Origin of the sequence: Shewanella sp. P1-14-1, from assembly GCF_001401775.1 — a bacterium.
GTDB lineage: Bacteria > Pseudomonadota > Gammaproteobacteria > Enterobacterales > Shewanellaceae > Shewanella > Shewanella japonica.
This window is the reverse complement of record NZ_LKTL01000020.1, coordinates 15,411-34,542: the sequence shown is the minus strand read 5'-3', so window position 1 is coordinate 34,542 and position 19,132 is coordinate 15,411. Positions and strand designations below refer to the sequence as shown.

The following is a 19,132-nucleotide window of genomic DNA, read 5'->3' as shown; positions in this document are numbered from 1 at the left end:
ACAGGCCGTTTTTTTATGCCTAATGAAACTGGATATTAATTGTTTGAAATATTGTCTAAAAAGTTTCGTTTGTTTATAATTATCTTTCGAATCGAAACTTATGGTTATTATGAACAAACGTAATACACAACAACGCAGACATAATATTATCAGTATTTTATCTCAACAAGGTGAGGTGAGTGTTGATGAGTTGGCGTTACGGTTTGAAACTTCTGAAGTCACAATCCGAAAGGACTTAGCGACATTAGAAGAAGCAGGATTATTGCTGCGTCGTTATGGTGGCGCAGTTGCTGTTCCTGATGAGGTTACTCAACAGTTTAGCTCCAAAATTGCTCCAAATAAGTTGTCTATTGCTAAAAAAGCTGCGCAACTTATTAAAGATCATAATCGCATTATTATTGATAGTGGCAGTACAACATCAGGTCTTATTCAGCAGCTTGATAATTTGCGGGGCTTATTAGTCATGACTAATTCCCTGCAATTAGCGAATGCTATTCATGAATTAGAAAATGAACCGACTTTATTGATGACCGGTGGTACTTGGGATCCGCATTCTGAGTCTTTCCAAGGACAAATTGCCGAACAAGTACTGCGCTCTTATAACTTTGATCAACTCTTCATTGGTGCTGATGGTATTGACCTTGAGCGTGGAACAACTACGTTTAATGAATTAACTGGTCTCAGTAAAGTGATGGCTGAAGTATCACGAGAGGTTATTGTGATGCTTGAATCAGATAAGTTTGGTCGCAGAATTCCCAACCTCGAGCTTGCCTGGGGAAACATCAGTGTTTTAGTGACTGATGACAGATTACCTGCGGATATGGTCAACAAAATTACTCAATATGGCGTTAAAGTCTTATTAGCGCCATATAAAAACAAATAAATCAGTTTTATAAATTAGGTATTAAATTATGTGTGGAATTGTAGGTGCAGTAGCGCAAAGGGATGTGGCAGAAATTTTAGTAGAAGGCTTAAAGCGTCTTGAGTATCGAGGTTATGATTCCGCAGGTGTTGCCATCATCAATCAAGGTGAATTAGGACGGACTCGTCGAGTCGGTAAGGTACAAGAACTAGATGATGCACTAGCAACTTCTCCTTTAGCAGGTGGAACGGGTATTGCTCATACTCGCTGGGCAACTCACGGTGAACCGAGTGAACGTAATGCACACCCTCATTTATCGGAAGGTGATATTGCGGTCGTGCACAATGGTATTATTGAAAACCACAACAAACTGCGTGAGATGTTAAAAGGCTTAGGTTATACCTTCGCATCAGATACTGACACAGAAGTGATTTGTCATTTAGTTCACCATGAATTAAAAAGCCATGACACGTTACTGGCTGCAGTTCAGGCCACAGTAAAACAGCTTGAAGGTGCATACGGAACAGTCGTTGTAGATCGTCGTGATAGCGAGCGTATGGTTGTTGCTCGCAGTGGTAGCCCATTGGTTGTCGGTTATGGCCTAGGCGAAAACTTTGTTGCTTCTGATCAGTTAGCCCTATTACCTGTAACACGTTCATTTGCTTTTTTAGAAGAAGGTGATGTCGCTGAAATTACTCGTCGTGAAGTCAGTATTTTTGATGTTGATGGTAATCCGGTTGAGCGTGAGGTAAAAGAATCTGAAGTGACTCATGATGCTGGCGATAAAGGCGAGTATCGTCATTACATGCTTAAAGAAATTTATGAGCAACCAACAGCAATTGCCCATACTCTTGAAGGCCGAATAGCTGCTGGTAAAGTGTTAGATTCAGCATTTGGTGAGAATGCGGCAGAATTTTTAAAAGACATAAAGCATGTGCAAATCATAGCATGTGGTACCAGTTATCATGCTGGTATGGCAGCCCGTTATTGGTTAGAAGACTGGGCTGGCGTATCGTGTAATGTTGAAATTGCGTCTGAGTTCCGTTACCGCAAATCACATATGTTCCCTAACAGCCTGTTAGTGACTATCTCTCAGTCTGGTGAGACTGCAGATACCTTAGCGGCGATGCGTTTAGCAAAAGAGATGGGCTATAAAGCGACCTTAACTATCTGTAATGCGCCAGGTTCTTCATTAGTTCGTGAGTCTGATATGGCTTATATGATGAAAGCCGGTGTTGAAATTGGTGTGGCATCCACGAAAGCCTTTACAGTACAACTTGCTGGTTTATTAATGCTAACCACTGCAATTGGTCGCCATAACGGTATGACCGAAGAGATGGAAGCTGAGATCACTCAAAGCTTACAATCTATGCCTCCTAAAGTAGAGCAAGCGTTAAGTTTAGATGATGCGATTGCTGAACTTGCAGAAGACTTTGCTGACAAGCACCATGCTTTATTTTTAGGTCGTGGTGATCAATATCCAATCGCGATGGAAGGTGCGCTTAAGTTAAAAGAGATTTCTTACATTCATGCTGAAGCTTATGCATCGGGTGAGTTAAAGCACGGCCCATTAGCACTGATTGATGCCGATATGCCGGTTATTGTTGTCGCGCCAAATAATGAATTGCTTGAAAAGCTTAAATCAAATGTTGAAGAAGTCCGTGCCCGTGGTGGCTTAATGTACGTCTTTGCTGATAAAGATGCAGAGTTCGAATCTGATGACACCATGAAGGTGATTCCGGTTCCACATTGTGATGAGTTTATGGCGCCGCTTATCTACACCATTCCATTACAGTTATTGTCATATCATGTGGCATTAATTAAAGGCACTGATGTGGATCAGCCACGTAACTTAGCGAAATCAGTCACGGTAGAATAATATTTTGGCGTGTTAGCAACAGTTAAGGCAAAACTCACGCATCAAAACTGTTATTAGTGCAGCCTTTAAACCTCCTCGTAAGCCTTGCTTATGTGGAGGTTTTTTATTTGTATTTCTTAAGCGCCAAAATGCGCTATTTTTACTCAATTTTAAGTAGTTTAATTTCAGAATTGATATACCAATAACACAATTAAAAGAGCGAAATTTTGCTTTATTGAATATGGCTTCTCTACAGGGTGAAAAGTGAATGTTTACACATCTTATGGATTGGTTTAGAAATGTTTGTTTTGTGATTTTTATGTGTTTTTCATATTTGTTAAATGCAGTATTTATTTTGGTTTTTTAGGTGCTATTTCGGCATTTTCTCCACATTCTTATCTTTTACTAAAATAGTTATTTTTGACGACAAACAAGGCTTGAGTCCGTTTATTTGCTCGATAAACTGCATGTATCAAATCGTTTCACGAGTCAAAAATGTATGGAAGTTTTCATCAGTTTACTAGGCATGTGTGCCTTGATTGGTTTAGCTATTTTATTGTCAGAAAAACGCAGTGCAATTAAGCCAAGAACGGTAATCGGTGCACTCGCATTTCAAATCGCATTTGGTGCATTTGTCATGTATTTACCGATGGGGCAAAGCATGTTGGATGGCGCATCTAGCGCAGTAATGCATGTGATCAACTATGGTAATGAAGGCTTAGCGTTTGTATTTGGTGATTTAGCTAAATTCAGTGTTGGTTTTATCTTTGTTATTAACGTCCTTTTTGTTGTGGTCTTTATCAGTGCGCTAATTGCTGTGCTGTATTACCTCGGCATTATGCAACTGATTATCGGCGTTATTGGTGGTGGGCTTTCTAAACTATTAGGCACTAGCCGTGCTGAATCATTATCAGCAACCGCCAATATTTTTGTCGGCCCAATTGAGGCGCCATCTATGGTGCGTCCATTTGTAAAACATATGACTCGCTCAGAATTGTTTGCTGTGATGACTGGTGGCCTCGCTTCTGTTGCTGGTGGCACCATGATTGGTTACATACAAATGGGCGTGGACATTAAATACGTTCTTACCGCAGCCTTTATGACGGCTCCTGCTGGATTACTCTTTGCTAAGTTAATGTGGCCTGAAACAGAAACGCCACGCAATGATATTAAGCAAGTCATGGATGAACAAGAAGACAAGCCTACCAATGTCTTGGATGCAGCAGCAAGCGGCGCAGCTATGGGGATGCAACAAGTGCTTGCGGTCTCAGCTTTGCTCATTGCCTTTGTTGGCTTAATAGCCATGGTTAATGGCTTAATTGGTGGTGTTGGTGGTTGGTTTGGTCATGGTGATATCACCATGCAAGCAATCTTAGGTTATTTTTTAGCACCATTAGCTTGGATAATGGGAGTGCCGTGGAGTGAGGCGACTCAAGCTGCTTCGTTTATTGGCCAGAAAATGGTGATCAATGAGTTTGTTGCTTATATTGATTTCTTAAAAGTCGCCGAAGATTTGTCGCCTAAAACTCAAATTATCATCAGTTTTGCTTTATGTGGTTTCGCTAACCTTGGCTCATTAGCCATGGTGATTGGTGGACTGGCCGCTCTGTGCCCTGAGCGCCGCCATGATTTAAGTGAAATTGGTATGAAAGCATTGATTGCTGCAGCACTAGCTAACTTAATGAGCGGAACCATTGCAGGCTTATTATTTAGTTTAGCTAACTAGAACACTAATATTTTTATGCCAGCTAAGGTCTTAGTTGGCAACATTGGAGTAAGAGCATGACCCCACACATTAATGCCCCAGAGGGCGCTTTCGCTAAAACAGTATTAATGCCTGGCGATCCGTTACGTGCAAAGTACATTGCAGAAAACTTTTTAGATAACCCAAGACTTGTGACAGATGTACGTAATATGCTGGGTTACACCGGCGAATATAATGGTAAAACTATCTCTGTTATGGGCTCAGGCATGGGGATCCCTTCGATTTCTATTTATGCCAAAGAGCTTATTACAGAGTACGGCGTAGAAAACATTATCCGTATTGGTTCTTGCGGCGCCGTTAGCGACAAAATCAAACTAATGGATGTGGTAATGGCAATGGGCGCGAGTACCGACTCTACCGTTAACCGCACTCGCTTTGCTAATACTGATTTTGCCATGATTGCTGATTTTGGTTTACTGCGCTTAGCAACAGATGCTGCAGAAAAACAAGGTGCGAGTTATCACGTAGGTAATCTATATTCTTCGGATTTATTCTATTGTGAAGATGAAAGCCGATATGACTTGATGGAAAAATACGGCATTTTAGGTGTTGAAATGGAAGCAGCAGGTCTTTATGGCGTCGCAACAGAATATGGCGCACGAGCACTTGCTATGATGACGGTGACCGATCATATTAGACAAGGTCTTCACTTAACAGCGGAAGAGCGTCAACAAACGTTAAATGAAATGATTAAACTGACTTTAGAGGCAGTTAGTCATATCGATTAACCGAGTTCATTCTGCTTGAACATAAGCTTGAACATAAGTATGCCGAACTTACTTCTTTTACGAAGTAAGTTCGGCATTGTTGTTTTATCGGTGATGACACTGAATATTAAAAGCCGAATTTACCGTTACTGTTTTGCCACTCTGTTTGAGCGGGAATGGTTTCAATGGTGTCCCAATGTTCAACGATTTTGCCGTTATCTAAGCGAAATAAATCGTAAAAAGCAACGTGTTGATTCATAAAGGTTCCTTCACTAATCGATAATACAAAGTTACCTTCTCCGAGTATTTTATGGTTTTTACTGACCACCATAGGCATATTCGCAGCAGCAAGTTCACCTAACGCTTTACCTAAGCCACTAAGGCCGTCTGCAATTGCTGGGTTGTGTTGAATATAAGCATTGTCATCATTATCAATAAATTGATTAATCTTACTCATATCACCTTTCATTAATATGGTTGCGACAAAATCAGCAACAATCGCTTTATTCGAATCAGTTTTATCTAAATCGGTTACTTCAGTCGCACCGTCGAGCTGCGTTCTACCACTTGGATTAGCGGGGGCGATTGCTTGCAGGTTATCCCAGTGCTCAACAATTTTACCTTCTTCAAAGCGAAATACATCAAAACCTACTTTGGGACCAAAAAAGTTATATTCTGTGTGAGTGAAGGTGTAATCACCATCTTGAAATGCACGTTTAACTTTGGCTTTTGCACTTCCTTTTGGGAGTTGCTGCAGTACAGCCCCGAACCCTGCTAATCCGTCCGCAACAGCTAAGTTATGTTGGATATACTTTTCTGGATTGATGTAACCAATCGCTGTTTGCTCGCCCGTTTCGATACTTGATATAACCGCTACTGCTTTTTGCTTATTAGATAATGTTTGTGCGCTTGAGTCTGTCATAGTGATTATTTCCTGATTTGATGTGCATGCGATAAGGCTAAAAAGGCTGGCCGCTAAAAGTGAATGTTTAACAAGATTAGGTGTTGTCATTGTGTTGTCCTCAATTTGCTTGAGAACAATATTAGCGATCACAGGAGTCACTTGGCAGAGTGTATTTGAGTGTAAAAATGGTGAATATCGAACCTAAAGCAGGATGTTTATTATTAACCAACCTGCTTTAAAAACTGACTTGGTGTGATATTAGTTTGATTTTTAAAGTACTTAACAAAATTGCTGGCATCGTCAAAACCAAAATCATAAGCAACTTGCTGAGAAGGCTTTTTACAAATGACTATATGTCGTTTGATTTCTATAACAGTAAAAGCATCAATCATTTGTTTAGCGGTTAATCCTGTTGCCAGCTTGCAAATATGATTTAAGGTTTTATAAGTAGTATTAACTTGGTTGGCATACCAGCTTGCATCTCGAGTTTTCCGGAAGTGTTGCTGCATTAACTCAAAAAAGCGTGCAAGTTTTACATTTTGCTCTAATGACATGTTGTCATGTTTCGCAGCAGGCCTTAATCGATGTAGTATCAATGCCAGCGCTGAGAACAGATACATAACGATGAGAGGATCAGTTTGTTGATGATTAAACTCAATAGTGATTTGCTCAATCAATAAACGGGTTCGCTGGTAAGTTTGTTTATCAAGTTTTAATAGTGGTGAGTGCTGTTGATTAAGGTGTGTTGGGGTGTATTTAGGTAAGCGCATATTGGCATGGACTTGATCTAAAAATGCCTGTGTGAAAATAAGCACTTTACCTTGCGGCTTAGTAGAAAAATCAAATGCATGAACCTGTTCTCGCTGAACCAGTAAGACAGAGCCTGCACAAAAAGGGTAATCATTGAAATCAATCATGTGAACGCCTTCGCCTTGCTCAATATAAATGAGCATAAAGAAGTTCACTTTATGAGGAAGCCGTGGGTCGTGGTCGATATTGGCTCTTTGATATAATGATGCAAGATCAATTATCTCAAGTTCTTCCTCATCTGATTGCTGATGGTTAAAGCCAATATCGGGTATATTCAACGTTAAACTCCACTAGTTCAATCATAAAAGTGTAGTGGAATTAGACACTCCCTAGCAAGCCATTATATGAAAGTTCATCATGATTAGGTTGCGCGATAATATGTAAATACTTAGCTAAATTCTTAGGTTATAAAGTGATTACCTCATTCCTAAACTTGCGACAGTACTGTCTTGCGTGTAATTAATTGCATCCTGACATAATTGTACTTTCTTGGGCTCATCTGATGCTTTAAATTGAGCAATATAAAGATCTAATTCATCGCTGGTCTGTTGCGTCATCATCATGTCTTCTATACCCGTTTTATATTGTTCTGTTACCAACTTTTTGATGATGGCAGCCTGTTGTGCAGACTCCTTAGTATCAATGTCACTATAAAATACATCGCATATCATTAAGCCTGCCATACCAATTGCATCTTCTGTTGAAAGTTGTTTGGCTGCAAACACTGGACTAGTAAATAAACTACTGACAATAGCTGCGGTTATTAGTTTTTTCATAATTTCAAACCTTTATTAATTGGATTGGTTTTTCATAAAAATAGATGTTGATAACGCAAAATGTTAATTAAAGAACGATACGGATTTTGTTAACAAGCTCCTTCTGCAGATTTTTTTAGGCTTTTTTATCTATTAAAATCCGTAAATGCGTATATTTTGAGCTTGTTTTATACGCAATGATCAATTTACTTTAGCGATTAAAGGACTGGGATCAGCGTATTTTTCAATAAGCTGTTCAATAAAAGGCTGCACATCTTTATTTCCCCAATCTAAATAACCTCTTAAAAAACCGACTAAATGGCCATTTCCATCAAATATATAGGTCGCTGGTACCACATTGATGGGCAGCATTTTGTTGGCATGTTGCTGGGGATCTATCAGAGTTGGGTAACCTTCAAGTTGATGACGCGTTAAAAAAGCGGCGACTTTTTCATGTTCTTCATCAATTGATAAAGGCAAGACAACTAAGTTTCGATGTTTATTATCGACTCTTATTTTATCCATCATGGGGATTTCTTTGATACAGGGAGCGCACCACGTCGCCCATAAATTCATAATAACGAGATTACCTTGATGAGCTTGAAGTGAAACTTCATTACCTGAAAGATCAGTAAATGGCACATGTTCGACTTTACGTGCATGGGTCATTTCAATAAACCGAGACATTATCATCGGCTTTTCAATATTCTCACCCGTAGAATATATTTTCTCCTCAGGCATTGTCGCTTGAGAATAAGGTAAGTAACAGGCAATAACGACACCGAACGTTGCAAATAACTTATTCATTAGTAGACTCCATATTTTGATAATGCAGGGAATGTCGAGAGGTTTGATTAAGTCGAATAAACCAGGCCATCATGAATAAAACCAATAAAAGTGGAAGTAAAAATAACCCCGCAGTAGCCCATGAAAATATCGGCATGTAATGAATTTTTTCGCCGTATCTGTTGACCATGAAATCGATAATTTGTTGCTTCGTTTTACCTTGCTGTAATTGCAAAAAAATTTCGCCTTTGAGCTCATGAGCTATTTTAGTTTGGGACTCAAACAGACTTTGATTGGCTGAAACTGGGCAGCGCAAAGATTTAGCAATATCAAATGCAGTTGTTTTAATTTCTGCTTGGCTATTTGATTGAAAGTGTTCGGGAGTAATCTGCTCTGCCGCAATACTTGCTGCACTAAATAACATTAGCGTAAACATGAGAAGTTTAATCATGGCTTAACCTTATTAACCAGTAGTGATGGATGGGAGTTTTGCGGGTTATATGTTTTAACGAGTCTTTGTTGCCGATGGTGCACCACGCATGCGATTCCACCAGCTAACATCATCATAAAAGCACTTAACCACAAGCCATTTACGAAAGGTTTATAACTAATACGGATCAGGTATTCATCATCACTGAGTTGGGTTCCCATAGAAATGTACATGTCACTTAAAAAGCTGTGATAAATGCCTGCTGCAGAAAGTTCTACAGCATTGCTTTTAAAGGTTCTACGTTGAGGGGTGATGTAACTGATAAGTTTGCCGTCAAGATCTTCAACTGCAATAACGGCTTCAACAGCAGTAAATGCTCGAGTATCGACATGTCGAGTTTGTTGATAAATAAAATTATACCCAGCAACCTCTTTTCCTTGGCCGGGCCCCATTCGTAGCAGTTCATCTTGCTCAAAATAAGAAACAATAGTTCCCGCAGTAATGGCGACTAGAACACTTGTATGCCCTAATAACATGGCAACAACATTGAGGGTTAGTTTTTGAGTTTGTAAATATCGCTGAAGTAGCAATAAGCCAGTACAGGTGGTCATCCAAATAATACAAAAAACACCACATATAAAATTAAACTCGATTTGCTCTAGTAGATGGAGATTAACTGATATTGATAACAAAAATACGATAGCGCCAAGTACGAGCAGTACTTTTGAATTGCGTTTGTTTTCCTTTAACCAAGGTTGAAAGGGGGCTGCGCCCATGGCAATACTCATTAATGTTAATAATGGTACGAATACACTATTAAAATAAGGTGCGCCAACAGAAATAACTCGCCCGGTAACGGTCTCAAATAAAAGTGGATAGCAGGTGCCAAGCAACACCGTTAGCGCAGTGATTAATAGTAAGCAATTACCAATGACCATTAATGTACTCTTGGTCATTCCCTGGGTAGGCTTTATGCTGGCAATCACAGGGATTTTGGCTACTAATAACGTAAAACCAAGTGTTGAGTAGATTAACATTAGCGATAATATTGAAGCACCTCGGGTAGGATCTGAGGCAAATGCATGCACTGATTGAACAACACCAGAGCGCACTAAAAATGTGCCAAGTAAGCAGACAAAGAAACCAAAAATACACAGGAACAAGCTGCTCAAATACGCTTGATTCGTTTTTTGATTTAACCTTAATGAGTGGATTAATGCGGTGCAAACTATCCAAGGAATAAATGAAGCATTTTCCACAGGATCCCAGAACCACCAGCCACCCCATCCTAATTCGTTATATGCCCACCAAGAACCAAATGCATTACCGCCAGTTAAAGCTATCCAAGTGATTATTGCCCATGGTTGTATGCGTTTACAATGCTCTTGAATATTCGATTTATGGCAAAGTAATGTGGCTATAGCCCCTGAAAAGCAAATTGATAAACCAACATAACCAATGAAAAGAAGCGGTGGATGAAAAACCAGTCCAATGTCTTGCAAAATAGGGTTTAAATCTCTTCCTTCTATCGGTATTTCCGGCAATAACCGTTCAAATGGATTTGAAGTAAAGAGTAAAAATAATAAGAAACCAAATAAGATGCTAGCTATGACGGCGTTAAAGTAATAAGCAAAGTGGTTCATTTTTGGGGTTCTGAAACAAGTAAAACTCCCCCAAAGTGCAGTTACGACAATCCAAAATAGCATTGAGCCTTCATGTCCTCCCCATACAGCAGCAATTTTGAATATGTTGGCTAATTGCGTATTTGAATGGTTCGCCACATAAGTAAGAGAAAAGTCATTGACCCAAAAAGCATGCCCCAGAATCAATATCGACATGGTTAGAGCAAACGCATTGAGATGCACTAACGATGGGATGAGTTGGTTAGCTGATGCACATAAATGATGGCTTTTTTCAAATTGAGGGGCGATAAATCCTAGTGTGGCCACTAAGAATGATATTACTAAACTGATGATGAGTAATAGTAAGCCTATCTCTGCAGCCATAAAGTCACCTAATAGATTAATTATTAAAAAACAGTGTCATAAGCACTGCTTCATACTCTTCTGCTTTACGCTACCTGACGATAATTCAATTTCCTTAATCATTTTGTGAGCGGCCACAAGTTAACTTTATGGTGTTTTGTTGGTGGCAACTTTTTATTTCTTAAGTGGCTAATTGTTAAGTTTTGAGAGTTTAAAGTCATGCTTAAACGTTTCAAAAATCCACTGCTTGGTTATTTATCTATCTGTTTTATATTGATTATTTGTTTTTGGTAACTTTTGATATTGGATCAATTTTTTGTTGTGCTCTAGGTCAAATTTTTAGCGGTTTTTTTATGAAGAATAAGCCTTGCTCAGTTGTAAAGAATCGTTTGATGGACGGTTAGGTTTAGTTAATCCAAGTGACTAATAGCGAAATGGATGAACTGTTAGTGACAGGTATTACAAATAAAAAAACCAAAAGAAATTTAGGAGTGAATGATGAAACAATGGAAATTCAAGGTGGCGTTAAGTGCGCTATGTTGTTTTGGTGCCATTGCCAATGTAAATGCTGCAGGTAAATACAATAGCATTCCAGAAATGGGAAAAACTGCAAAAAAATCATTAGCAAAGTATGAAGGTACAGAACAAATTAATGGTGTAAAAACACTTCAAGACTATATTGTTCAAGAAGCTGAGTTGTTTGATTTTCTTTTTGAAAATCATCCTATGTTTAAATATCAGCAAGCTGGGAATTTAGTTGGCGATTACCATATTAGTGACCGCGGTGAAGAGTATCTAGATACCGGTTACAGTCAAGACTACAGTAAGTTAGATGGTAAGCCTCGCGCTATTCAATACCGTTTAGGGGCCAAATCAATTCTTGATTACCCAAATAACTTTGTTGGCCCAGAAAAATGTGCTGAATGTCATGCGCTGCAATATGAGAAATGGTCGCGCTCACGTCATGCGAAAACCATCCGTTTTCCAGGTGAACACCCTGAAGTGGATAATGACCTAAATAAAACCATGTATGACACCAAAGATACCTCAATATTGCCTGATGGTATTACCCCTGATGCAATCTATGCCACGGTGGGAACACCGCGAACAAAATATGGCTTTATTGATAGCTGGTTAGTGCGTGGTACTTATCATATTGAAGGTGGGCTACTTCGAGATGGCACTGGTAAAATGGTGGCAGGTGCAAACCAATTCTCACGTGGGTGGGCTGAGTGGCTTACACCAGAAATGTCTAAAAAAATTAATGATGTTATTCCTGAGTTTCCTCTCACAGTGGCGGACTTCGGTGCTTCAGGATCTCACCAACAAGGCATGAGTTCTTACGGTGCAAAATACCGTACAGAAATGTTGTTCCAGCCGGCAAGTTCTTATTGTGAAGTCTGCCATACCTTTAAGTTTGACTTTAAATCTAAAGATGAGTTCTTTGATGCATTAGGTGATCCTAAAAAATTACAAGAACATACGATTTCACGAGGTATTGCTTGTGAAGAGTGTCATGGCGCTGGTGGTCACTTAGATGGTGGTACTGGTGGAATGCAGTCTAACTGTGAACGTTGTCATCAACGTTTTGAGTATGACCCAACCATGACAGAGTATGCGGCAGAGCAAGGCAAACCTGAGCTTGCTTTTGGGGTGAAAATGAAATCCCTTTGTCCATCTTGTGGTACCGAAGGTTCACAAATGTTTGGTTCTAAGCATTATGAACAAGGTATGCGTTGTACAACATGTCATGACCCACATGAGGTGACTGATGGCAGTTGGATGTCAGGTGTAACCAAACCTAAGCTCAAAAAAGACTGTACAGACTGTCATGCTGCGCAAACATTAATTGCTAGCAATACCGACACTCACTCGCAGCAGACCTGTCAAAGTTGTCACATGCCTAACATGGGTAGTTGTGAAAACTTTAAAGCGATGCAATTCCCTGATCAAGCAGGCTTTGACGCCGTGCGTAAATCCCACATGTGGAAAATTGATGTTGACCCAGAACGTAAAACATTAAATCCACCAGAAGGTGAACCACGCATTCAAGGCCCTGAAGGTGGGAAAGGCTGGACAGTGGCTAAGAATGAAGAAGGACGCACTTATTTAGACTTAATGTGGTCTTGTGCGCGTACCGCAATCTCTGATCACGACGTGGTCGAAAATAAAGGTTGTCACAGTCAATTCCAGTCTGAACTCGATACGGGTCTTCACTACAAGGACCAAGTTCAAATCTACGGCGAAGTTCAAAAATGGCAGAAGCCAATTAAAGAAACGTTTGCTGAAGTTGAACAAGCACTGGTTCGCATCGATAAGCTACTAGAAGTCACTAAGTTATCAATCGAAGACAAAACTCAGGTCTTGTTATTGACTGAAAAAGCACAAGAAACGGTTGATCTAATTAAAGCCGATGGTTCTTGGGGGGTTCATGGTTTCCGTTATAGCCAAAAACGCCTTGATGCAGCACTGACTTACGTAACACAGGCACAGAAAATTATTGATAAAAACAGTATTTAAAACCCGTTTAATCAATATGGCTTAGCCAGTAGCTTCGGTGTTGCAGGGCACCGCAACACCGAAGCTCTTTAAGTCGCTTAGAAGGAGAGTGAGATGGTCAAATATATTGGCGTTGCTATCGCAGTCATGCTGGGAGTAACAGGCTTTAATGCGAATGCTGGCAGTGGTGGCGATTTTGGGCCTGCGCACCAATATGAACATACATTGCAAACCATTAGCTTAGCGCAAGGCGAAGCTTTGCTAGAGCAACCTGAAGTACTGTTTTTTGATGTGAATACCCTAGAGCTTTGGGGTGAGGGTTATATCCCTGGGGCAACCTATTTCAATGTGAGTAATTGGAAAGAACTTTTACCTGAAAACAAACAAACCTACATGGTTTTTTATTGTGCTAACCGCTTATGTAATGCCAGCGAAATCGCAGCACATGAAGTCATGAAGTTGGGCTATAGCAATGTCATGCAAATGCATGATGGTATTTATGGTTGGCGATTATCAGGTAGAGCCGTAGAGATGCCGTAAGCCATAAATAGTGCGTTGGTTAAAAAATTGAAATCAATTAAGTGTAACTCAGAGAGAAATATGATGAAAACAATGATGAAGAAAACATGTAAAACCACCAGCGTTGCTTTGTTATGTAGCGTGGCATTTATGACTACAGCTGCTAGTAGTCAACAAGAAACTGAAAACGTCTCTTATGCCTTGGGAGCGTCAGTGGGTAAATATATTTCGAGTCGAATTTACGATCAAACGGAGTTAGGTGGAGATATTACCGTTGATACCGTTATTAAAGGTGTGGTGGATGCACTAAAAGATGAAACCTCAATGTCAGATGAAGATATTCTGACTCATTTAAATACCCGCGCTGAAATGCTCAATAAAGAAAAAGAAGCGCGTTTAGCTGCCCTTTCAAGTAAAAATTTAGCTGAAGGGCGTGCATTTTTAGCGAGCAATAAAACCAATGACAACATAAAGGTCACAGAATCTGGTTTGCAGTATGAAATCATTACGCAAGGTGAGGGAAAAGTCCCACTTGAATCAGATGTGGTCACTGTGCATTACAAAGGCCAGCTCATTGATGGCACTCAATTTGATAACTCATATGAACGTAATGAAACTAATCGTTTCCCATTACTTACCGTTATTGACGGTTGGAAAGAAGGCATTGGATTGATGCCGGAAGGCTCAACATATCGACTGACTATTCCCACAGAACTTGCTTACGGCAATGATACTGTCGGCATTATCCCGCCAAATTCAGTTCTGATTTTCGATGTTGAATTATTAAAAGTTGAGTCACCTAGCGAGTCTTCTCATGGTATGGGACTTAGCGGTATGGGCATGGGTGGAATGATGGGCTCTTCAAGCAATTAATTTCAATGAGTTTACCTATCTGTTTGTGGTATCAGCAGTCGAGATAAATATGAATAGTTTATTGATAGCCATCATTGGAACCTTGTGCTTTTTCATCACTATCGTATGGCGTTCTGTCCAATACGTTACTCCAAAAATGCAAGGTTCATCCGAGTCATCTGTTCCCCTTGCCAAGCAAGATGACAAGGTGCTGTTTGTTGTTTGTCTCATAATTCTGCTGGTACCCATCGTCATTTATAGCCAATTGGGGCGTTTTAATGATTGGAATACAGGATACGTAGCAGAGCACATTGATTACCTTATTGCTGCGGATATTAATAAAAATGCCCGAGCAGTTAATATCGACCCCAATAATCGCCTGGCATTAATTAACTTGGCGAATGCATATGCAGAAGGCGGTATGTATGACAAGTCGGTACAAACATTAAATGAATTACTGGAAATAAAGACAGATGCTGAAGTGTTAGGCATGAAAGCAAATGCGCTTTATTACCGTGATGGTCGAGACATGAGCTTGGAGGTCACTATCGTGTTATCTCAAGCGCTTGCAATTGACCCAAATGAAGTTCAATCGCTGTTACTCATTGCGACAGATGCATTTTTGAATAAGGACTTTCAAAAGGCAATTGAGCATTGGCATCAGTTATTGGATAGCAACAACCTAAGCGTTAACCGAACATCTATAAAAAATGCGATTTCTAGAGCTGAGCAAGAAATAGCTAACCAAGCCGTGACTGCATCTGAGTAGAGTCACCCAATAAAGGTTGCAATAAGTCAGCAATATGGCTGACAGATGGAGGATGTTGTGAGTGAAAATATAGAAAGAAGAAGGTTCCTAAAATGCTTAGGAGTGGGTTCATTGATACTTGCCCCCATGGGGTGTAGTTCAACCAAAGACAGTGATGCCGAGAATAAACCTCACTATGTCATGGTTTTTGACCAGAACAAGTGTGTCGGCTGTGGTGACTGTAAGTTAGCTTGTAATAAAGCTAACCATTTACCCGAAGGTGAAGCAAAGCTGAAAACGGAGCAGCAAAACGGCGGAATAGATGGGCAAAAATGTGCTCAGTGTGGTCAAGATAACTGTGAGTGTCAGCGTAAATATGTGCGGGTATCTTGCCAGCAATGTAAAAATGCCCCGTGTGTAGCAGTATGTCCGACAGGGGCTGCTCATCGCGATCCTGACACTGACATTGTCACCATGGATGATAGTAAGTGTGCGGGTTGTAAATACTGCATTGCTGCCTGTCCATATAATGCTCGCTTTATTAATAAAGATACTGATGTTGCCGACAATTGTGATTTTTGCTTGAACAGCCAATTAAGCAAAGGTGAACAACCAGCGTGTGTGCAGCAGTGTCGATATGATGCATTAATCTTTGGTGATGCCAATGATCCCACTTCATATGTAAGCCGGTTATTGAAGGTTAAGGACTCTGTGCGAATAAAGTCGCATTTAGGAACTGAACCCAGCTTACGTTATATCCCAATTGTTAAATTAGGAGTGTAGTCATGGATGGAACAATTGAGTTCTCAATGGGGTTATCTGAAGGGGTCGCATGGCCTTGGCCAATTGCTGTTTATTTGTTTTTTGCAGGGATTTCAGGTGGCGCATTAGCTGTTGCACTGTTTATTCGCTTTTATAAAAAACAAACTATCAATACGCCATTTTTAAAAGCTGCTTCTTTGGTGTCATTTGTAACCATTGCGTTAGGCATGTTGTGTTTAGTCTTGGACTTAACCAATCCATTGTTTTTCTGGCGGATTTTGGTTTATTACAACTTGAACTCAGTGATGTCGGTCGGGGTGATTGCGTTGATGGCGTATATTCCACTGGTGGCATTAAATCTGTTGTTTGCCTTAGAAGAAGAAATTGCTGAATCATCAATGTTAGCGCCATTGATGCCATTAATTGAAAAACTACGTGGTATTCGTCGTCCTTGTGAAATGGCGATTTTGGCACTGGCGTTAGCCGTTTGTGCATACACAGGTTTTTTAATTTCGGCTTTAGTGCGATTCCCTATGATTAACACGTCAGTCTTACCGGCACTGTTTGTTGCTTCTGGCTTATCCGCTGGTGCAGCAGCTGCAAAAATGGTGGCTGTGAGTGTTTTTAAAGAAGACTTACATAGCCAAGATATGAAAGTGCTTCACGGTGCTGAATGGCCAATTATGTTTGCTGAAGCCTTGTTTCTATTCATGATTATTATGTCATTAGCGACAGGGAATGCAGGCGCTCAATATGCCTTTGATGCTTTTATAACAGGATCATGGGCTGCTGTTTTTTGGTTTGGTGTTGTAGGAATAGGTTTTGGTGGTCCACTTTTACTTAATTTTGCAACAGGCACAAAGTTTAGTCATTCGGCTAAAGCCTTCTACCTATCTGGCATCTGTGTTGTCAGCGGTATGATGTGCTTACGAATGTTCATCCTTTACGCTGGCCAAAACTTCGCTATTTAACGCAAAGCAAGTCCTCAGCCAAATACTTTATCCTTTTTATGTTAGGCGGATAAGTTATCGGGTTGAGGGGTTGCTCTCATTTTCGGTGATTCTATGTATAACGTGTTTTCTCCAATGTTAGTTTCTGTTGTCATGTTGAGCATATTTTTAATGGGTTGTTTAAGTCCTAATGATGACAATTCTCATGCTTACCACCCTCATATTGGCGAACATGATCGCTGTCATATGTGTGGCATGATGATCACCAAGTACCCTGGCCCTAAAGGCGTGCTTGAGTTAGCCAATAGTTCTGTTAATCCGAAATTTTGTTCTACCAGAGATATGTTTAATTATGCTTTGCAGCCAGAAAATACTCGGCGAATAGTACAGATGTCTGTACATGATATTGAGCAAACAGATTGGGCAAAGCCAAGTAATCATCATTTCATATCTGCTAACTCTGCTTGGTATGTGTATGGGTCTAGCAAAGAAGCAGTTATGGGGACTGCTGTGGCAAGTTTTGCTTCTGAACAAGGGGCGAATCAGTTTGCTGCTAATTATGGTGGTAAGGTCATTCGTTTTGAGCAGATTGATTTAGCATTACTGGCTGAGGATTAATGGAATGTGCTCTGGTAATGCTGCTGTAATAAGTAAAGTATTCGTATTTATTTGTTTGTTAGGAATGATGCAAACAAGCATGGCGGCACAAAAGGGCCATTCTACAGTATATAAAGTGACGACTGCGACTGAATTAACCGATACATTGAAGCGGGTGGATCACGGTGACACCATTAATCTGGCTTCTGGTACTTATCGCGGCAACTTTTTGATTAACCATAGCATTTATTTAACTGGTGAAGGGGCAATTATAGAGGCCAATAGTCAAGGAAATGCGATTAGCATTTATGCTTCTAATGTTCATTTGAGCCATTTGCATTTGCAGAATTGGGGGGAGGATTTATATCAACACAATGCAGGGATTTTTATCGATAAAGGCCAAGAAAATATTGTTATCGAACACATTGTTCTATCAGGAGATGGATTTGGCATTTATGCCGAAGAAATAGAACATATTTTAATTCAACACAATCAGTTTATTGGTAATCATCAGTTAGCAATACTTGATCGCGGTGATGGTATTCACCTGAAAAAGAGCGAAAATGCCCAAATTCTCAATAACCAAATCATTAATGTCAGAGACGGTGTTTATCTCGAGTCGGGTGGTCATAGTGTAGTGAATTATAACCACTTCAAAGGGTTACAGTACGCTATTCATTATATGTATACCCAAGGAGATATGGCTAGCCAGAATATCGCCACCCAAGTTTTAGGTGGGTATGCATTAATGAGTGCGAATAATATTCAGCTAATTGACAATCAAGCCAGTCATGCAAGCGAATTTGGTGTGTTACTTAATCTGACCCAAGACTCCTTGATAAAAAATAATGATGTACGCCATATACATTGGAAAGGTGGGGATCCGACAGATTTATTTGAGTCAGGTAAAGGGATATTTATTTATGGCTCTCAAGGAAATATTTTGCAGTCTAATCTGATAAGTGCTTGCGATATCGGTGTCGCTATGGCGTTAGGCGGAGAGTTAAATCGAGTTTTTTTAAATCACTTTATCAATAATCAAACTCAAGTGAGATATGTTGGCGACATACGCGTTGAGTGGAGCGAAAATCAACAAGGGAACTATTGGAGTGATTATCAAGGATGGGATATGACGGGTAATGGAATAGGCGAGCAGTTTCATTTACCTAATGATCGACTTGATAAGCTTTTTTGGCTTTATCCTGAGGCCCACTTTTTGATGGAAAGTCCTGTAGTTATATTGCTCAAGAGGTTAGATAAGTTATTGATAAAAAGTGATTATAACGGGGTGATAGATAGTTACCCTTTAGTCTCTTCATTAGATTTGTCAATTAAGGATTAAT

The 19,132-nt window shown here is 39.9% G+C and carries 18 protein-coding genes; 12 read left to right on the top strand and 6 right to left on the bottom strand.

Annotation, left to right across the window (positions count from 1 at the left end; genetic code table 11):
* Positions 1-109: 109 nt before the first annotated feature.
* The 4 genes from AN944_RS14960 (at position 110) to deoD (ending at position 5,213) form a co-directional block, all read left to right on the top strand.
* Positions 110-883 (top strand): DeoR/GlpR family DNA-binding transcription regulator, encoded by a 774-nt coding sequence (locus AN944_RS14960; RefSeq protein ID WP_055025513.1) that lies wholly within the window; start codon positions 110-112, stop codon positions 881-883.
* 28 nt (positions 884-911) lie between these two features.
* Complete coding sequence (glmS, locus tag AN944_RS14955; protein ID WP_055025447.1) at positions 912-2,741, top strand: glutamine--fructose-6-phosphate transaminase (isomerizing); 1,830 nt, start codon at positions 912-914, stop codon at positions 2,739-2,741.
* Positions 2,742-3,219: 478 nt separating this feature from the next.
* The gene (locus AN944_RS14950; protein ID WP_055025446.1) at positions 3,220-4,446 is read left to right on the top strand and encodes a NupC/NupG family nucleoside CNT transporter; all 1,227 of its coding nucleotides are present in this window, start codon (positions 3,220-3,222) and stop codon (positions 4,444-4,446) included.
* A gap of 56 nt (positions 4,447-4,502) precedes the next feature.
* A complete protein-coding gene (gene deoD, locus AN944_RS14945) occupies positions 4,503-5,213 on the top strand; it encodes a purine-nucleoside phosphorylase (RefSeq protein WP_055025445.1) in 711 nt (236 codons plus the stop codon).
* Between the two features lie 106 nt (positions 5,214-5,319).
* Here the strand turns inward: deoD and AN944_RS14940 are convergent, their stop codons facing one another.
* From AN944_RS14940 to AN944_RS14915, 6 genes are all read right to left on the bottom strand, one after another.
* Entirely contained in the window at positions 5,320-6,114 is a 795-nt protein-coding gene (locus AN944_RS14940) for a hypothetical protein (protein ID WP_374758504.1), read from the bottom strand.
* 203 nt (positions 6,115-6,317) lie between these two features.
* Positions 6,318-7,184 (bottom strand): helix-turn-helix transcriptional regulator, encoded by an 867-nt coding sequence (locus AN944_RS14935; protein WP_055025443.1) that lies wholly within the window; start codon positions 7,182-7,184, stop codon positions 6,318-6,320.
* A 138-nt stretch (positions 7,185-7,322) separates the two neighbouring features.
* Complete coding sequence (locus tag AN944_RS14930; protein ID WP_055025442.1) at positions 7,323-7,682, bottom strand: hypothetical protein; 360 nt, start codon at positions 7,680-7,682, stop codon at positions 7,323-7,325.
* A gap of 180 nt (positions 7,683-7,862) precedes the next feature.
* A complete protein-coding gene (locus tag AN944_RS14925; protein ID WP_055025441.1) occupies positions 7,863-8,468 on the bottom strand; it encodes a TlpA disulfide reductase family protein in 606 nt (201 codons plus the stop codon).
* A complete protein-coding gene (locus tag AN944_RS14920) occupies positions 8,461-8,898 on the bottom strand; it encodes a cytochrome c-type biogenesis protein CcmH (protein ID WP_055025440.1) in 438 nt (145 codons plus the stop codon). The genes AN944_RS14925 and AN944_RS14920 overlap by 8 nt, the downstream gene beginning before the upstream one ends.
* Complete coding sequence (locus AN944_RS14915; protein ID WP_055025439.1) at positions 8,895-10,883, bottom strand: heme lyase CcmF/NrfE family subunit; 1,989 nt, start codon at positions 10,881-10,883, stop codon at positions 8,895-8,897. Before AN944_RS14915 ends, AN944_RS14920 begins: the two co-directional genes overlap by 4 nt.
* 477 nt (positions 10,884-11,360) lie before the next feature.
* Between AN944_RS14915 and AN944_RS14910 the strand changes: the two genes are divergently transcribed.
* From AN944_RS14910 to nosD, 8 genes are all read left to right on the top strand, one after another.
* A complete protein-coding gene (locus AN944_RS14910) occupies positions 11,361-13,382 on the top strand; it encodes a cytochrome c3 family protein (protein ID WP_055025438.1) in 2,022 nt (673 codons plus the stop codon).
* A gap of 93 nt (positions 13,383-13,475) precedes the next feature.
* Positions 13,476-13,901, top strand: coding sequence for a rhodanese-like domain-containing protein (locus AN944_RS14905; RefSeq protein WP_055025437.1), 426 nt, complete (start codon positions 13,476-13,478; stop codon positions 13,899-13,901).
* 60 nt (positions 13,902-13,961) lie between these two features.
* On the top strand, positions 13,962-14,753 hold the full coding sequence (locus tag AN944_RS14900) for an FKBP-type peptidyl-prolyl cis-trans isomerase (RefSeq protein WP_372037830.1): 792 nt from the start codon (positions 13,962-13,964) through the stop codon (positions 14,751-14,753).
* Between the two features lie 49 nt (positions 14,754-14,802).
* The gene (locus AN944_RS14895; protein WP_055025435.1) at positions 14,803-15,501 is read left to right on the top strand and encodes a tetratricopeptide repeat protein; all 699 of its coding nucleotides are present in this window, start codon (positions 14,803-14,805) and stop codon (positions 15,499-15,501) included.
* Positions 15,502-15,558: 57 nt separating this feature from the next.
* Positions 15,559-16,263, top strand: coding sequence for a 4Fe-4S dicluster domain-containing protein (locus AN944_RS14890; protein ID WP_055025512.1), 705 nt, complete (start codon positions 15,559-15,561; stop codon positions 16,261-16,263).
* Between the two features lie 2 nt (positions 16,264-16,265).
* Positions 16,266-17,213, top strand: coding sequence for an NrfD/PsrC family molybdoenzyme membrane anchor subunit (gene nrfD / locus AN944_RS14885; protein ID WP_055025434.1), 948 nt, complete (start codon positions 16,266-16,268; stop codon positions 17,211-17,213).
* A 93-nt stretch (positions 17,214-17,306) separates the two neighbouring features.
* Positions 17,307-17,810 (top strand): nitrous oxide reductase accessory protein NosL, encoded by a 504-nt coding sequence (locus AN944_RS14880; protein WP_225442133.1) that lies wholly within the window; start codon positions 17,307-17,309, stop codon positions 17,808-17,810.
* 4 nt (positions 17,811-17,814) lie between these two features.
* Positions 17,815-19,131 carry a nitrous oxide reductase family maturation protein NosD gene (gene nosD, locus AN944_RS14875; protein WP_055025433.1) on the top strand — a complete coding sequence of 439 codons (1,317 nt, stop codon included), beginning with the start codon at positions 17,815-17,817 and terminating at the stop codon, positions 19,129-19,131.
* Position 19,132 lies beyond the last annotated feature (1 nt).

Excerpts from the sequence above, each read along its gene's own strand:
- AN944_RS14960 (WP_055025513.1), top strand. The coding sequence starts at position 110 with ATGAACAAACGTAATACACAACAACGCAGACATAATATTATCAGTATT.
- glmS (WP_055025447.1), top strand. The coding sequence starts at position 912 with ATGTGTGGAATTGTAGGTGCAGTAGCGCAAAGGGATGTGGCAGAAATT.
- AN944_RS14950 (WP_055025446.1), top strand. The coding sequence starts at position 3,220 with ATGGAAGTTTTCATCAGTTTACTAGGCATGTGTGCCTTGATTGGTTTA.
- deoD (WP_055025445.1), top strand. The coding sequence starts at position 4,503 with ATGACCCCACACATTAATGCCCCAGAGGGCGCTTTCGCTAAAACAGTA.
- AN944_RS14940 (WP_374758504.1), bottom strand. The coding sequence starts at position 6,114 with ATGACAGACTCAAGCGCACAAACATTATCTAATAAGCAAAAAGCAGTA.
- AN944_RS14930 (WP_055025442.1), bottom strand. The coding sequence starts at position 7,682 with ATGAAAAAACTAATAACCGCAGCTATTGTCAGTAGTTTATTTACTAGT.
- AN944_RS14925 (WP_055025441.1), bottom strand. The coding sequence starts at position 8,468 with ATGAATAAGTTATTTGCAACGTTCGGTGTCGTTATTGCCTGTTACTTA.
- AN944_RS14920 (WP_055025440.1), bottom strand. The coding sequence starts at position 8,898 with ATGATTAAACTTCTCATGTTTACGCTAATGTTATTTAGTGCAGCAAGT.
- AN944_RS14915 (WP_055025439.1), bottom strand. The coding sequence starts at position 10,883 with ATGGCTGCAGAGATAGGCTTACTATTACTCATCATCAGTTTAGTAATA.
- AN944_RS14910 (WP_055025438.1), top strand. The coding sequence starts at position 11,361 with ATGAAACAATGGAAATTCAAGGTGGCGTTAAGTGCGCTATGTTGTTTT.
- AN944_RS14905 (WP_055025437.1), top strand. The coding sequence starts at position 13,476 with ATGGTCAAATATATTGGCGTTGCTATCGCAGTCATGCTGGGAGTAACA.
- AN944_RS14900 (WP_372037830.1), top strand. The coding sequence starts at position 13,962 with ATGATGAAAACAATGATGAAGAAAACATGTAAAACCACCAGCGTTGCT.
- AN944_RS14895 (WP_055025435.1), top strand. The coding sequence starts at position 14,803 with ATGAATAGTTTATTGATAGCCATCATTGGAACCTTGTGCTTTTTCATC.
- nrfD (WP_055025434.1), top strand. The coding sequence starts at position 16,266 with ATGGATGGAACAATTGAGTTCTCAATGGGGTTATCTGAAGGGGTCGCA.
- AN944_RS14880 (WP_225442133.1), top strand. The coding sequence starts at position 17,307 with ATGTATAACGTGTTTTCTCCAATGTTAGTTTCTGTTGTCATGTTGAGC.
- nosD (WP_055025433.1), top strand. The coding sequence starts at position 17,815 with ATGTGCTCTGGTAATGCTGCTGTAATAAGTAAAGTATTCGTATTTATT.